Below are 14,473 nucleotides of genomic sequence, written 5' to 3' on the forward strand. Positions count from 1 at the left end.
GCTCAGGCCGTCGCGAGACGGTCGGCAGAACCCGGGTGCCGACGGCGGCGGACGTGCCGTCGCCCGTCTGGCCGTGCTTCACGTGTTGCGGGACGCGGAATACGCGATGCGCGGCGGAGCCGCCGAGATGACGGCAACCGCCCATCTCGCGCGTTCGCCGGTGCCGCGGCCCGACGTTCGCCACCGTCTCCGTGAACTGCTGTCGACGCAGCAGGGCTTCGGCGCACTCGATCCGGCCATGCGCCGCGATCTCGCGTCCGGACTGGCACGGATCGGCTCGCTCGCGGTCGATCATGACGAGCTCGCGGCGCGTCCCGGCACCGCGCTGGCCGTCGCGCAGGACGCGGGCTCGGCGTATTCGGGCACCGCCATCGACCGGATGGCCGGCACCACCCGGGCCGTGCTCAACGCGGTGTCGTTCCCGCGCTTCGTGACCGAGCTGATCACGGGCGTCTTCAAGGCGATGAACGATTCGAACCAGCAGCAGTTGACCGCGTTCGTCGACCTGATCCGCAATGTCGCGCAGACCACCGAAGGCTTCGCGGACAGCAACGTCGGCATCGCCGGCGCGCGGCAGTGGCTGGCCGAGCATTTCCCCACCGCCTACGAGGTCACCGGCGACGACGAGGCCGCCGACGACGCCGACGAACTGGCGGGCCTGCCGCCGGACGAGCGCCGCCAGCGCCAGCAGGAACTGCAAGCCGAGCGCGACGCGTCGACCCGGCTGGCGTTGCGCGCGGGCGCGACCCCGCCGGCGGAAGCGGCGCTGCGCACCGCGCTGGGATTGGGGCCGGGCGACGCGGTGACGGCCGCCGATCCCGAGCGCCTGGTGCCGCTCGCCCAGCAGGTGCTGGCCCGCAACCGCCAGCAGTTGCTCGCGACGATGGTGCAGATGGGTTTGCAGCGCATCGTCATCGAGAGCGGGCGGCTCAACGCCGCGATGAATTTCCATATCGACGCGAGCAGCGTCGCCGCCAACGACCGCGGTTCGCAGTTCGACACGCGCAACACGGTGGGCGTGAGCGGGGGCGCGCGCTTCGGGCCCTGGGGTGCGGAGGCCAATGTGCAGAGCACGATCGGCTACGTGTCGACCGACCGGACCCAGACAACCGAGAGTTCGCACGCCGATCTCAACCTGAGCAGCGGCGTCGAACTGGTGTTTCGTACGGATTACGTGCCGTTGAACCGGCTGGCGGGTGTGGGCGACGTCGAACGCATCCGCGTCAACACGATCAATCCGGATGCAGAAGCGGCGCACCTGTCCACCGATCGCGCCGCCCAGCGTAGTGCCGAACAGGCCGACATGGCCGCTCGCAGGACCGCGCTGGACGGTGGGCTGCGTGCGCCGCCGGCTGTTGGTCCGGTGGGTTCGGGCGGGGCGGGTTCGGGGGCAGCGGGTTCGGGAGCGGTGGGTTCGGGAGCGGTGGGTTCGGGAGCGGTGGGTTCGGGAGCGGCGGGTTCGGGAGCGGCGGGTTCGGGGGCAGCGGGCTCGGGAGCGGCGGGTTCAGGGGCAGTGGGTTCGGGGTCGGCAGGTTCGGGGGCGGCGGCGTCGGGATCAGCGGGCTCAGGACCAGCAGCTTCTGGATCAGCGGCGTCAGGCTCGGCAGGGAGTGCCCACACGAGCCAACCCGCCTCGTCGCCGCCGAATCCGGCGCCTGCTTCCGCTTCCGCGCCGCAGCCGCCTGCCGGGCCGGGCGCCGCGGCGTCCCGCTCGCCCGCGCACCCCGCGACGGCAGCACCTCGATCGCCCGCCGGCGCAACAGCAGCGGGACATCGCGCCGCATCATGAACGTGCGCACCGGCAGTCGTTCGCAAAACACCGTGCCGCGCCGAATCCCGCCGATGACGACGTTCAGCCACGCGAGCGAAGTGTCGAGCGCCAGGTGGCGCCGGGTTGTCGACGGCCCGCGCCGACCTGGCACGACGGCGTCGTCGGAAACACTTGACGGGTGTGCGAATCAGGCCAGCGGTGCGACCGACGCCCCGACGATGCCATGCCGCCGCAGTGACTCCGCGACGAAGCCCGACGCCTTCATTGCCTCGACGAATGCGCCGAGCACCGTCGCGGCCGCTTCGCCGCGGCTCTTCGGCACGCCCATCGCCTGGCGGATCACCATGAAACGCTCGCCGAGCAGGCGCAGGCCCGGCGTCTTCGCGGCATCGGCCTCGAGCTGCTGCTTCACGCCGGCCGCGACTTCGAGCTGCTGCTCGACAAAGGTCGGCACGACGGCCTGCGACGTCGGCGCACGCACGATCTGCGCGGCCTTCAGCTCACGCGTGAGGAACAGGTCGTACGCGCTGCCCTTGCCGACCGCCACGCGGTTGTGCGGCTGGTCGACATCTGCGTTGCCGCGGATCGGCGAAGCGTCGCGCACGAGATAGAAGCCTTCGATCAGCACATAGGGCTCGGTGAACGCGACCGTTTCGCCACGCAGCGGATCGACCGCGAAGAAGCCGAAATCGGCGCGCTCCTCGGTCAGCGCCTGCACCGACTTGGCGGCCGTATCGAACACGACGAGTTCGAGCTCGGCCGACAGCCGCTCGGCGAACGCGCGCGCGAGGTCGATCGACACGCCGAACGGCTCGCCCGTCGCCGGGTCGCGGTTCGCGAGGATCGGGTTGCCGAGATTGATCGACGCGCGCAGCTTGCCGGTCGGCGTGAACGCGGAGAGGACGGAAGGGTCGACGGTCATGAAAGGGCTCGTTGGGTAGGCGGGTGCGCTGGCGCGGCGGACGGTCAGGGCGCCAACGCAGCGGCATCCGCGATGGATCGGTTGGCTCGTTGCGGCGGTTGCTTCACCGCGCTTATTTCACCGCAACTTCCGTATGCACGACCTGCGGCGGGCTCTTGAAGAACGGGCCCGCCAGCTGACGCCACGCCTGGAAGTCGTCCGATTGCCGGAAATGCACCATGTGATCGTCGACGCTGTCCCACTTGACGACGAGCAGGTAGCCGCCGCTGCGCTCGATCACGCGATGCAGCTCGGCGCCGCCGCAGCCGCGCGCGCGGGCGAACAGCGGGAGGGCCTGGCGAACCGCCGCCTCGAATGGCTCGGCCTGCGACGGATCGATTTCGAGCGATGCCATTTCCAGAATCATGAATGCTCCTGTGGGGTGAATGAGGCGAACGGATCGCGATGCGACGGGGCGCCGCGATCGACGCGTCCCGCAACGATACCGGAAGTCGGCATCACGCGTTCCGGATGACCGGCTCGCGCGTTGCCGGTCGTGCGTCGCGTGCCGCTTCGGTTTATACGAATCAGCGTTTTCCCCAATACGGAATACGCGGCACGCGCCGATGTCACAGAGGTGGTGAAGATAAACAATCCGAGGCCTGCCATGACGACATCCGCGACAACCGGCACGAACGCTGCACCACCCGAACCGATCGCCGAAGCCGCATCCGACAACCCCGCCGCCGCCCCGTCGATCCTGCTGGTCGACGACGAGCCCGGCGTCCTGTCCGCGCTCAAGCGCGTGCTGCGGCCCGCACACTACGAGGTTCTGACCGCCGAAAGCGGCGAAGCCGCGCTCGAGATCCTTGCGTCGACCGAAGTCGACCTGATCGTGTCCGACATGCGCATGCCGACCATGAGCGGCGCGGCGTTTCTCGCCCACGCCCGCGCGCTGTATCCGGACACGATGCGCATCCTGCTGACCGGCTATTCCGACATCGCATCGATCGTGGCGGCCGTCAACGAAGGCGGCGTGTATCGCTACCTGAACAAGCCGTGGGACGATCACGACCTGCTGATGACTCTCGAGCAGGCGCTCGAGCAGCGGCGCCTGCGCGGCGAAGCAGCGCGACTGGCAGCACTGACCGAAGCGCAGAACGAAGTGCTGCGCCGCTTCAATACGGAACTCGAAACGCAGGTGCGCGCGCGCACCGAGGAACTCGGCCAAACGGTGCTGTTTCTCGAAGCCGCACAGCACGACCTGAAAAGCAGTTTCACCGCGATGGTCCAGGTGTGCGCGAGCATGATCGAAATGCGCTGCGGATCGGCGAGCGGCCATGCGATGCGCGTGGGTGAGATCGCGCGCCGTCTCGCGCTGTCGGCCGGGATGAGCAGCCTGCACGCGCAGGACGTGTATTACGCGGGACTGCTGCACGGCATCGGCAAGCTGTCGCTGCCCGACGAGCTGCTGCACAAGCCGCTCGTCAAGATGACGACCGACGAACACAGCCTGTTCCAGCAGCATCCGCTGCGCGCGCAGATGGTGCTCACGCCGGTCGCGCAGCTGCACAAGGTCGCGTCGATCGTGCTGCACCAGTACGAGCGCTTCAACGGCCGCGGCACGCCCGACGGGCTGGCGGGCGACGCGATCCCGCTCGGCTCGCGGATCGTCGCGATCGCGCGCGATTTCGAGGGGTTGCGAAACGGCGAGATCGGCTCGCCGCATTCGGTCGAACAGGCGATCGACGTGCTGCATTCGCAGGCCGGCGTGCGTTACGACCCGCTGCTCGTCGCGCGCTTCATCGAGCTGGTGCGGGATCCGGCGAGCCTGCGCATCGCCGCGTCCGTCGCGGAGATCCGGTCCGAACAACTGCGCGAAGGGATGCAGCTCGCCGACGATCTGCGCACGCATCGCGGCGTGCTGCTGATGACGAAGGGCAGCGTGATGTCGGCGCACCAGATCGAGCTCGTGCGGCGCTTCGAAGCACGCGAGGGCACGTCGTTCGACATTCTCGTGCAGACCGGCGCGGCCGCGTCGACGCAGGCGAGCGCCGCCGCGCCGCCCGCGTGACGCTGCACGGGGCCGCACCGCCGCAGCACCGCGTTCATTTCGACCGGGACGCCGATCATGCATGGCACCTATAATCTGCTGCTGGTCCTGCTGTCGCTCGTCATCGCGACGCTGGCCTCCTATACGGCGCTCGACCTGGCGGCGTTCATTTCGCTGCTCGACGACCCGCGGCTCAAGCGCGCGTGGCTGGCCGGGGGCGCGGCCGCGATGGGCACCGGAATCTGGTCGATGCACTTCGTCGGGATGCTGGCGCTGTCGCTGCCGATCCCGCTCGGTTATGCGCTGCCGGATACCGGCGCGTCGCTCGCGATCGCGGTGCTCGTGTCGTATTTCGCGCTGAACGTCGTCACGCGTGCGCGGCTGAGCCGCCGGCACCTGCTCGCGGGCGGCGCGCTGATGGGCGCCGGGATCGTCGGGATGCATTACACGGGCATGGCCGCGATGCGCATGGCGCCGGGCATTCGCTACGAACCCGCGCTGTTCGCGGCATCGATCGGCGTGGCCGTGATCGCATCGACCGCCGCGCTCTGGATGGCGCAGACGTTGCGCGCGCAACAGGCGCGCCATGCGACCGCGCAACGCATCGGCGCCGCGCTGATCATGGGCATCGCGATCACGGGCATGCACTACACGGCGATGGCGGCCGCGCATTTCGCGCCGGACGCGCGCTGCGGCGCCGCGAACGGCATCGACGGGCCGTGGCTCGCGACGACCATCGCGCTGTTCACGACGGCGACGCTGATCGTCACGCTGCTCGTCTGCCGCTTCGATGCGCGCACAACCTTTCTGCGCGGCATGACGGACACGCTCGAACGGCTGGTGCGATTGCGTACCGCCGAACTCGAAACGGCGTTGCGGCGCTACGAGCAGACGACGGCGATGCTGCAACGCACGCGCGAGAACATGGCGAGCGAGATCGACGAGCGCCGCGCGGCGCAGGGTCGGCTCGAACAGGAGAAGGACGAACAGCGGCGCCTGCTGCGCGCGCTCGAGGAAACCCACGTGCAGTTGCTTCAATCGGAAAAACTCGCATCGATCGGCCAGCTCGCGGCCGGCGTCGCGCACGAGATCAACAATCCGATCGGCTTCATCAGCGCGAACCTCAATACGCTGAAGACGTGGGTGCGCAGCCTGCTGGACGTGATCGCCGCGCACGAAGCCGCGCTGCCGCAGCTCGAACCCGCGGCGCGCGACGCGCTGACGGCGCTGCGCGGCGCGGCCGATCTCGACTACGTGCGCGACGAGATCGTGACGCTGATCGCCGAATCGATCGACGGCGCGGTGCGCGTGCGCCGGATCGTGCAGGACTTGCGCGATTTCTCGCGGCCGGGCAGCGGCGAGTGGAGCGTGGCCGATATCCACGCGGGCCTCGAGAGCACGCTCAACGTCGTCCACAACGAACTCAAGTACAAGGCCGACATCGTGCGCGAGTACGGCGACCTGCCGCTGGTCGAATGTCTTCCGTCGCAGCTGAACCAGGTGTTCATGAACCTGCTCGTCAACGCGGCACACGCGATGCCGACGCGCGGCGTGATCACGATCCGCACGTCGAGCGACGGCGAGCAGGTGTCGATCGCGATCAGCGATACCGGAACCGGCATGACGCCCGATATCGTCCGGCGGATCTTCGATCCGTTCTTCACGACGAAGCCGGTCGGGCAGGGAACGGGGCTCGGGTTGTCGGTGTCGCACGGGATCGTCGAGCGTCATCGCGGCACAATCGACGTGACGAGCGAGCCGGGGCGCGGCACGACGTTCCGCGTTCGACTGCCGATCCGGCGCGCGCAGGGCCACGCGGGCGCGGCGGCGGCAGTCGGGCAACGCGTGTGAATGACAGGTGACGCGTCGCTCCGTTACCGCTTGCGCCGCCGCCTTCGAAAGAAATTCCAGAACATCGCGGTCGCGTCCGGCCCGGTCGCGGAGTGGAATGCTTCGCGCGGATCGCCGCCGCTCCACGCGTGCGCCAGGCGGCGCACGATGCAGACCCGCACGATCAGCGTGCCGCCGCGCAGATAGTCGGTGTAATCCGCATCGTCGTGCGCGTACGTATGTTGCTCGCCGACGCGCAGCTCACCCTGTGCGTCGACGAGCCGATTGATCCGCGCGAACGCGACTCCCAGCTGCAGCGCATTCTGCTCGGCGACGACCGTATCGAGCCCGCCGTGCACGACGAGTGCCGGCATGCCCGGATAAGCGCGCCCGTCGACGCAGGCATCGACGACGCGTATCGGATCGTCGCGCAGACCGCGGCGCATCAGGCTCATCGCGGCCATCGTCGACAACGGCGGCGCGATGGCCGGCCCGGAGTGCAGGCCGACGGCCGCGAAGCGATCGGGAAAGTCGAGCGCCAGACGCGCGGCCAGCCCGGCGCCGGCCGAGATGCCGGCCAGATAGACACGGTCGCGATCGAACCCGCGCTCCCGCACGATCGCGTCGACGAGCGATGCGATCGCCGGGGCCTCCGACTGCGACGCATCGCCATGCCAGTTCCAGCAGCGATGGGCGTGGGCGGTCTTCGCCTGTTCGGGAAACAGCACGGCAAATCCGGCGCGCTCGGCGACACGGCAAATACGGGTGCCAGCGGCGAACGACTCGGCGGTCTGCTTGCAGCCGTGCAGCATGACGACGACGGGCAGGCCGTCGGTCGTCGCCGGTGCGGCGGGCAGGTACAGCGCGTACGCAAGATGGTTGACGAGCTGGCCGGCGGCGGGGCGCGCGGAATGAAACGAGCGCAGCCACGTGCCGGGTGCCTGGCGCGGCGATGTGCGGGCGGCGGGCGCCGGTGCGCGGGCGGGACGCGTGGTGCGTGCGGTGGCGGGGCGCTTCGCCGATGGCGCCGGCTTGGCGGTCTTCCTTTTGGGCCGCGCGCGCGTCGCGGCGGTCAACAGGTCGAAAGGCCGTAGCCAGAGGCTGGATTTTTTCCTGGGCATGGACGGATCTCGTGCCGGCGGCGCGCGCGACAGCATGCGGCGAAGCCGGCCGTCGGGTGGAAGGCGAATGATGGCGGCGCACGATGCGTGCCGCGGGAAGCGTCCGCGTCGACGTGCCGCGGCATGACCGGCACGGAGGCGACGGCGCGACCCGCGCCGCGCGACATGTTGCCGGCAGCCTCGCGATTCGGACAGGCCACGCGCCATGCTAGCAGGCATCGCTCGTCTCGGGTGCGATGGTTCCGTGACGATCAATGAATGCTTCGACCCTACCGCGGGCCGTCCCGAACGCGATGCTCGACATCGTCCATGTGCATTCGGCGACCGGCTTCGCGATGAACCGGGCCTGCTCCCCGACGACGCAATCCGATGCGGATGCGTTCGTCGCGATGCGTGGAATGGGTCGGCGATGCCACGACGGCATGCGGCCAGCCGCGCCGGCGGACCTTGTATCGATTGCGCGTTTGCAATCGCCGGAATCACATGTCGCGATGCCGGCGTGAAGGATTCACCGATATGTCCACACCCGGTGCAGCACGAACATCGTCGGCGGGATCAGCAGCGCGATCGCGACGATGGCCCAGCCGCGCGGTACGTCGAGCAGTTCGGCGGCGCGCGCGAGCGCCATCGTTTCGGCGAAGCCGGCCAGCGCAACGGTCAGATAGCGCACCAGGTTGCGCGAGTGCACCGTCGACGAGAAGCTCCACAGCGTATTCGCGAGATACGAGAACGCCGTCGCGCCGACGAACGCGACGGCGTTCGCGATCACTTGCGTCGCATCGAACAGCGCGTACAGCGCGGACGCGATCAGCACGTGCAGCGCGGTCGAGCAGAGCCCGGACAGGCCGAAGCGCGCCAGCCGCACGCGCTCGGCGAAGAGCAGTGCGAACATCGCCGGCTGCACCGATTCAGCGGGCGCCGACCCGCATGCGGGCCGGCTGGACGCGGCGGCGTGCGGCCGCGCGGCGCGTATCGCGCGCGACCGGCAGCTCGACCACCGTGCCTTGCGTCTGGTAGCGGCGGCGGATCAGATAGACGGGGCGCTGCTTCGATTCGTCGTAGATGCGCCCGATATATTCGCCGACCACGCCGATGCCGATGAGCTCGATGCCGCCGATGAACAGCACGACCGACAGCAGCGACGCGTAGCCGTGCACCGGATTGCCGAACAGCAGCGTGCGGCCCACGATGAACGCGCCGTACAGGAACGCGAGCGCGGCGATGCCGACGCCGATATAGGTCCAGCTGCGCAGCGGCACGGTGCTGAAGCTCGTGATCCCTTCGATCGCGAAATTCCACAGCTTCCACCCGGAGAACTTCGAATGCCCGGCGCTGCGCGCGTCGCGCTGGTACTCGACGATCACGGTCCGGTAGCCGACCCATGCGAACAGCCCCTTCATGAAGCGATGGCGCTCAGGCAGGCTGCGCAGCGCGTTCACGACCTTGCGGTCCATCAGCCGGAAGTCGCCGACGTTCTCCGGCAGCTTCACGTCCGACAGCACGTTGTGCACGCGATAGTAGATCGCGGCGGCGGTGCGCTTCGCGAACGAATCGCACGCGCGGTTGCTGCGCTTCGCGGCGACGACTTCCGCGCCGTCGCGCCAGTGCTCGAGCATCACCGGAATCAGGCTCGGCGGATCCTGTAGGTCGGCGTCGAGTGGGATCACCGCGTCGCCGGCCGCTTCGTCGAGGCCGGCGGTCAGCGCCGCTTCCTTGCCGAAGTTGCGCGTGAGATCGATCACGCGCACGCGGCGGTCGCCCATGCTGACCCGGATCAGGCGCTCGAGCGTGTCGTCGCGGCTGCCGTCGTTCACGCAGACGATCTCGAAGCGGATCGCGTCGAGGCCGGCCATCAGCGGGATCACGACGTCGAAGAAGCGTTCGACGGCTTCGCCTTCGTTGTAGAACGGTACGACCAGCGAGACGAGCGGTGTGTAGAGCGATTCGCGCATGATGGGTTCCCCTGTGATGACGTGTCAGCGGCCGACGCCGAAGGTCGGCCGGCCGCTGCGGCGCAGTCCGTGCGCCGGGCGGTGGTGTGGGCGGACCGGATGCGGGAAGCCGGTCTCGGTCGAGTTGTCGTGTGCGTCGGGCATCGACGGCACGTCGTGCCTTTCTTGTGCAATCCGGCTGACGAGCAACGCCAGCGAGGCCAGCGTGACCAGCGGCATGAACTGGAACGACAGATGCGGCACCAGCACGAGGCCGGCGAGCGGCATCACCCACATCAGCAGCAGCCATTCGCGATCGAAGCGCCGCCAGCCGTGCGTCCACGCATAGCGTGCGTACCATGCGATCACGAGCCCGTACCAGGTCAGGTCGTAGTCGTACAGATAGGGGCTGACGATCAGGCACGCGCAGGCGAGCGTCGCGGCACGCAGCGCGTACGAACACGCGCCGCGCCATGCGTACACCACGGCGATCGCGGCGGCCGCGGCCGACAGCAGCTGCAGGCCGCGCGCGACGTAGGCGGGCCAGCCGGCGAGGGTGGCGAGCGCGAAGACGGTCGGCATGCGCGCGAGCCGTGCGTGGCCGGCGCCGACGAGCTGCGCTGCGTCGTGAATTCCGTGTGCGAATGCGAACCACGCGCCGAGGCCGAACGCGAGCGTCGACAGCGCGAAGCCGCCGGCGATCGTTGCCGCCCACGCTGCCAGCGCGCGCCATTGAGCGGCGCACAGCAGCGCGAGCGGGAACAGGATCGCCATTTGCGGCTTCATCGTCAGCAATCCGAAGCAGATGCCGGCGATGACGGGACGACGATTCAGCATCAGCAGCCCGCAACCGGCGAGCGTCGCGCTCAGGAGGCTCGTCTGCCCGACGATCACCGTGAGAAACGCGCCGGGGAACGCGAGCGCGCAGAGCAGCGCCGCATCGCGCTGCACGGTCGCACGGATCGTCACCGCGAACAGCGCGTAGGTGACGCCGATCCACAGCACGAGCGCGAACATGTACGGCAGCCAGCCGAGCGGTAGCACGAACAGCAGCATGGTGGGCGGGTAGAGCCACGGCAGCGAGCCGTCCGCGGCGTTCATCGTCGGAATCGCGAGTTTCTCGATCGCGAAGAGCGACGGGAAATGCCACGCGTCGATCGCGTGGCCGTGCGCGGCGAGCCGTGCAGCGCTCCAGATCGGCGCGAGATCCTGCGCGAGCGGCCCGGGCACGGACGTATGCGACCCGTGCACGCGTGCGAGGTACACGCAGAGGAACAGCAACTCGGTCAGCAGTACCGCTGCCGCATAGAGGCGTACCCGATCGCGATTGAGCCAGTGCGGGAACCGGCGCGGGCCGGCGATCGGCAGTTCCGGGTGTGAGTCGAGCACCGAATCGCCGTGCAGAAGGGAGCGCGGCGATCTCATCACGCATTCCCCGATGCAAGCGTCGAGCGCCGCACGACGACGAACAGGACGGCGAGCAGCACGACCGGGCCGATCTGCGGCAGCTTCGTGATCCGGTTGAATATCTCGAATATGGGCAGCAGCCACGCGAGCACGATCACGATCTGGTCGCCCGGCAGCCAGCCTTCGTCGAGCCCGTGGGCGATCACGCAGATGAACGCGATGCCGAGCCACGCGAGTTCGTAATGCCAAAGATAGGGGGTCGTCAACAGCGTGGCGATCACCAGCGCCGCGCCGCGCAGCCGAATGTCGGCTGTGCGACGCCACACCTGGACGGCGGCGGCGATTGCGAGCAGCCCGACGGCGGCCTGGGCGGCGAGCGAGACCGGAATCGATGCGCCCGCAAGCCGCAGCGCCGCGAACGTCGTGGGCGAAACGAACCAGTAGGCGGGAAGGGTGAAATGCATGCCGCGCACGATCGACATCGCCTGAGCCAGGCCGTGCAGGGAGCTGGTGCCGGTCAGCGCAATGCCGGCCAGGGTGAACAGCACCGTGGTGATCGCTGCCGACGCGAAGGTGCGCCACGAGCGGGTCGCGACCAGCACGAACGGAAACACCACCGCCAGCTGCGGCTTGATGGCGAGCAGCCCGATCAGCACGCCGGCGACGATCGGGCGTCGGCCGAGGAAATGCAGCGCGAATGCGGCGATGCCGGCGGTCAGGATGCTGTTCTGCCCGTACAGGACGGACGCGAACACGCCCGAGTAGGCGAGCACGACGAGCGCGGCGGCGCGCGGAGCGGGCAGGTGCGCACGCAGACCCGACAGTCGCAGGACTGCGTACGCATAGCATAAAAGACTGCCCGCAAAAAAGAGGAAATACGCGGGCAGGAAAGGCACGAGGGCGACCGGCGCGATGAACAGCAGCATCGTCGGCGGATAAAGCCATGGCAGCGACTGGTGGCCAATGTAGGCACCGAATTGCGCGACCTCGGCATGGGAGAAGAGGACCGGATCGTAGATCGCGGCGGCATGGCCTTGCAGCACGAGCTGCGACGCGGTCCAGAAGACGGAGAAGTCGACACCCGGCCGTGCGGTGGTCTGTGACGTGAAGGCATCCGTCACGAAGCCCCATGTGATCAGGAATCCAACACACATCATCAGCATGATGCAGCTGTACGGAATGATCCGGTCGGCTGTCAGCCATTGAGCACAGCGTTTGGCGCGATAGCGCACTCCACGATTGGCTGTGTACATGATGCCCCGTTTGCGGTGAAGGCTGCTTCTCTGCCGCAGCCTTTTTGTGTTGCTGTGTATCCGGATCGAATCGCGTTCGATGGCGCTGTCCGGTGAATGCATTGTTGGAGAAAAAATCGCGTGACGCAAACCGCGGGCAGAATCGTGAGATATCGATTCGACAGCGACAGCGCGGAAAACCGGGTTTTCACGTCTGAGAAAACCGTACCGGCGCAAATGATGTTTCTCGCTTGAAACATTCCGGGTTTTTCGCCGGTCCGGCGGTGTGCGGAATTCGCGTCGGGCGACGGGCTGCATGGATTCGGGAAAATCCCGAGAAAATTTTTGGGTGCCCTTGCACAGCACGGCGGCGCCCCGCCGGCATCCCGGGCCGGCCTGCGTGCGTATATCAAATCTGAAACATTTTGTGCAGCGCGCCGAAACACGACTGACGGGGGGATCGCCGGAACCCTTGCTGCGTCTGGATTTCCTTCTGGCTGGCCTGCTCTTTGCGTCAAGGTCCGCACGAAAGTCGACGACGTGATGAACGACCGGTTGAAGCAACAGGCTGACAAGACCGGACTCAATCACCTGCGGAAAGCAACGGATCGGGGGCGCGTCGGGGAATACGCCGCCCAGGCCGTGAAAACCGCCGGAAACGTCGACCGAGCGAATAGGCGACGGCATCGTCCGCGCAACAAGAATCACATGACAGCATTTGGGGAATAAAAATGAAAGACCAGAGCACGTCGCGGCTCGCATGCCGCGAAGCATATCCGCAGCAGCATCGACGCGCTTGCGTCATCCGTTCAATCCGTATCCATGCACGGGGCGGTCGTTGCGCCGTTCTCGCTCTGCTCGATCGCGCCATTCGCCAGATCGCAGCGCGCATGGATATCGCACGCATCAGCCCACCGACAATCGTTCGCCCGGCCAGGCTCGTACCCTGCCGTGTCCGTCGCTGAGCGCCGCATCCGAATCCATTTGTTGTGCCGTTGTGCCGTTGTGCCGGTAGTGCCAGCTCCCCGCGTCGATACCCGACAACGGGATTTCAATAGTAGTGCGAAAGGAGATTAGCCATGTCCACGTTCATCCAGAAAGTCCGCGGTTTCGTCCAAGACGAGCAAGGTGTGACGGCCATCGAATACGGCCTGATCGCCGCGCTGATCGCAGTCGGCCTCGTTGCAGCATTGACGCTGGTCGGAAACGATCTCAAGACCGTGTTCAACACGATCGCAGACGACCTCAACGCGGCCATCTGAATGGCGGGGCGGCGAACGGTGAGTCCGGCCCGTTCGTCGTCATCCCGTCGCTCGATCAGGGCCGGACACCCAACCAACGGATGTCGAATGAACCGAACGGCGGATGACTCGGCCGGTGCACTGCTCGAGTCTCCCCCGCTCTCTTGATCAACCGAATCGGAGGTCGTCATGCGGACCAGGGGATGTGCGGTAGCGGTATCGCGATGGATCGCCGACGAGCAGGGGGTGACGTCGATCGAATATGCGCTGATCGCGGCGGTATTCGCCACCATCGTGCTGGGAAGCGTGGTCGTACTGAAGGGTTCGCTTGAAGACATGTACAACGCGATCGCGTCGATCGTGACCGCGGCGGTCAATACCGCACTGGGTCAGTGATCCTGATCATTAAATCCCGTCGAGGTTCGCCATGTTGCCTGCTGCGCTGCCTTACCCGGTCCCGTTGTGCGTGACGCTGCTCGTCGTCGTCGCGGCCAGCACGGACATCACGAGCCGACGCATCCCGAACCGGCTCGTCGTGATCGGGCTGGCCGGTGCGCTGATTGCCCAGTGCGCGCTGCACGGCGTCCAGGCGGGTGCGCTCGCATGGCTTGCCGGCGCCGCGACCGGCTTCGGCCTGCTGCTGCCGTTCTATCTGTTGCGCGGGATGGCTGCAGGCGACGTGAAGCTGATGCTCGCGATCGGCGCGTGGGTCGGCGCCCAGATGACGTTCTACATCGTGCTGGCCGCCTTTCTGGCCGGCGGGATCGGCGCGATCGGTTTCGCGCTGCTGCGCGGACGCGTGCGCCAGATGTGGGCGAACGTCGTGGCGCTGATCGCGCGTCGCGCGTCCGGGGCGCGTGCAGGGGCAACCGACGGCCCCGTGGAGTTCGCGTCGGTCGGTGCGTTGCCGTATGGCGTGGCGATTGCCGCCGGCACGCTGGGCATGCTGTTCGTATCGTGCGCGTAGCGCGCCGAACCTGCAACGA

15 protein-coding genes are annotated in these 14,473 nt (G+C 67.8%); 7 read left to right on the top strand and 8 right to left on the bottom strand.

The features are described from left to right. The first annotated feature begins 127 nt into the window (after positions 1 to 127). Positions 128 to 1,789, top strand: coding sequence for a hypothetical protein (locus tag DID99_RS37195; protein ID WP_185733754.1), 1,662 nt, complete (start codon positions 128 to 130; stop codon positions 1,787 to 1,789). Positions 1,790 to 1,958: 169 nt separating this feature from the next. Here DID99_RS37195 and DID99_RS10500 read toward each other — a convergent pair whose 3' ends face one another. From DID99_RS10500 to DID99_RS10510, 3 genes are all read right to left on the bottom strand, one after another. Next, positions 1,959 to 2,693: an ABC transporter substrate-binding protein gene (locus tag DID99_RS10500; RefSeq protein ID WP_124666608.1), complete on the bottom strand. Its 735-nt coding sequence runs from the start codon at positions 2,691 to 2,693 to the stop codon at positions 1,959 to 1,961. Between the two features lie 112 nt (positions 2,694 to 2,805). Next, entirely contained in the window at positions 2,806 to 3,099 is a 294-nt protein-coding gene (locus tag DID99_RS10505; protein ID WP_044844322.1) for an antibiotic biosynthesis monooxygenase, read from the bottom strand. After that, positions 3,096 to 3,341, bottom strand: a complete 246-nt coding sequence (locus DID99_RS10510) for a hypothetical protein (RefSeq protein WP_124666609.1) — start codon at positions 3,339 to 3,341, stop codon at positions 3,096 to 3,098. The genes DID99_RS10505 and DID99_RS10510 overlap by 4 nt, the downstream gene beginning before the upstream one ends. On the opposite strand from DID99_RS10510, the gene DID99_RS10515 reads away from it, so the two are divergent. Next, complete coding sequence (locus tag DID99_RS10515; protein ID WP_124666610.1) at positions 3,340 to 4,746, top strand: HD domain-containing phosphohydrolase; 1,407 nt, start codon at positions 3,340 to 3,342, stop codon at positions 4,744 to 4,746. The two genes, DID99_RS10510 and DID99_RS10515, sit on opposite strands and share 2 nt — an antisense overlap. Before the next feature lie 57 nt (positions 4,747 to 4,803). Then, a complete protein-coding gene (locus tag DID99_RS10520; RefSeq protein ID WP_124666611.1) occupies positions 4,804 to 6,576 on the top strand; it encodes a histidine kinase in 1,773 nt (590 codons plus the stop codon). A 23-nt stretch (positions 6,577 to 6,599) separates the two neighbouring features. On the opposite strand, the gene DID99_RS10525 is transcribed toward DID99_RS10520, so the two are convergent. Further along, positions 6,600 to 7,676 carry an alpha/beta fold hydrolase gene (locus DID99_RS10525; RefSeq protein ID WP_124646203.1) on the bottom strand — a complete coding sequence of 359 codons (1,077 nt, stop codon included), beginning with the start codon at positions 7,674 to 7,676 and terminating at the stop codon, positions 6,600 to 6,602. Between the two features lie 293 nt (positions 7,677 to 7,969). Here DID99_RS10525 and DID99_RS10530 point away from each other — a divergent pair, with 293 nt between their 5' ends. Beyond that, positions 7,970 to 8,179 (top strand): hypothetical protein, encoded by a 210-nt coding sequence (locus tag DID99_RS10530; RefSeq protein WP_148094672.1) that lies wholly within the window; start codon positions 7,970 to 7,972, stop codon positions 8,177 to 8,179. Positions 8,180 to 8,184: 5 nt separating this feature from the next. Here the strand turns inward: DID99_RS10530 and DID99_RS10535 are convergent, their stop codons facing one another. From DID99_RS10535 to DID99_RS10550, 4 genes are read right to left on the bottom strand one after another with little or no spacing between them, the layout of a single operon-like run. After that, positions 8,185 to 8,568: a GtrA family protein gene (locus DID99_RS10535; RefSeq protein ID WP_124666613.1), complete on the bottom strand. Its 384-nt coding sequence runs from the start codon at positions 8,566 to 8,568 to the stop codon at positions 8,185 to 8,187. 16 nt (positions 8,569 to 8,584) lie between these two features. After that, positions 8,585 to 9,628, bottom strand: a complete 1,044-nt coding sequence (locus DID99_RS10540; RefSeq protein WP_124666614.1) for a glycosyltransferase family 2 protein — start codon at positions 9,626 to 9,628, stop codon at positions 8,585 to 8,587. Between the two features lie 24 nt (positions 9,629 to 9,652). Then, complete coding sequence (locus DID99_RS10545; RefSeq protein WP_124666615.1) at positions 9,653 to 11,032, bottom strand: glycosyltransferase family 87 protein; 1,380 nt, start codon at positions 11,030 to 11,032, stop codon at positions 9,653 to 9,655. Next, positions 11,032 to 12,267, bottom strand: a complete 1,236-nt coding sequence (locus DID99_RS10550) for a glycosyltransferase family 87 protein (protein ID WP_124666669.1) — start codon at positions 12,265 to 12,267, stop codon at positions 11,032 to 11,034. Before DID99_RS10550 ends, DID99_RS10545 begins: the two co-directional genes overlap by 1 nt. A 1,058-nt stretch (positions 12,268 to 13,325) precedes the next feature. Between DID99_RS10550 and DID99_RS10555 the strand changes: the two genes are divergently transcribed. From DID99_RS10555 to DID99_RS10565, 3 genes are all read left to right on the top strand, one after another. After that, complete coding sequence (locus DID99_RS10555) at positions 13,326 to 13,508, top strand: Flp family type IVb pilin (protein WP_011880534.1); 183 nt, start codon at positions 13,326 to 13,328, stop codon at positions 13,506 to 13,508. A 168-nt stretch (positions 13,509 to 13,676) separates the two neighbouring features. Beyond that, complete coding sequence (locus DID99_RS10560; protein WP_044844309.1) at positions 13,677 to 13,883, top strand: Flp family type IVb pilin; 207 nt, start codon at positions 13,677 to 13,679, stop codon at positions 13,881 to 13,883. Between the two features lie 31 nt (positions 13,884 to 13,914). Continuing rightward, on the top strand, positions 13,915 to 14,454 hold the full coding sequence (locus DID99_RS10565; RefSeq protein ID WP_124487332.1) for a prepilin peptidase: 540 nt from the start codon (positions 13,915 to 13,917) through the stop codon (positions 14,452 to 14,454). Positions 14,455 to 14,473: the final 19 nt, after the last annotated feature.

The sequence above is a fragment of the Burkholderia sp. Bp8986 genome (genome assembly GCF_003854225.1).
Classification (GTDB): Bacteria; Pseudomonadota; Gammaproteobacteria; order Burkholderiales; family Burkholderiaceae; genus Burkholderia.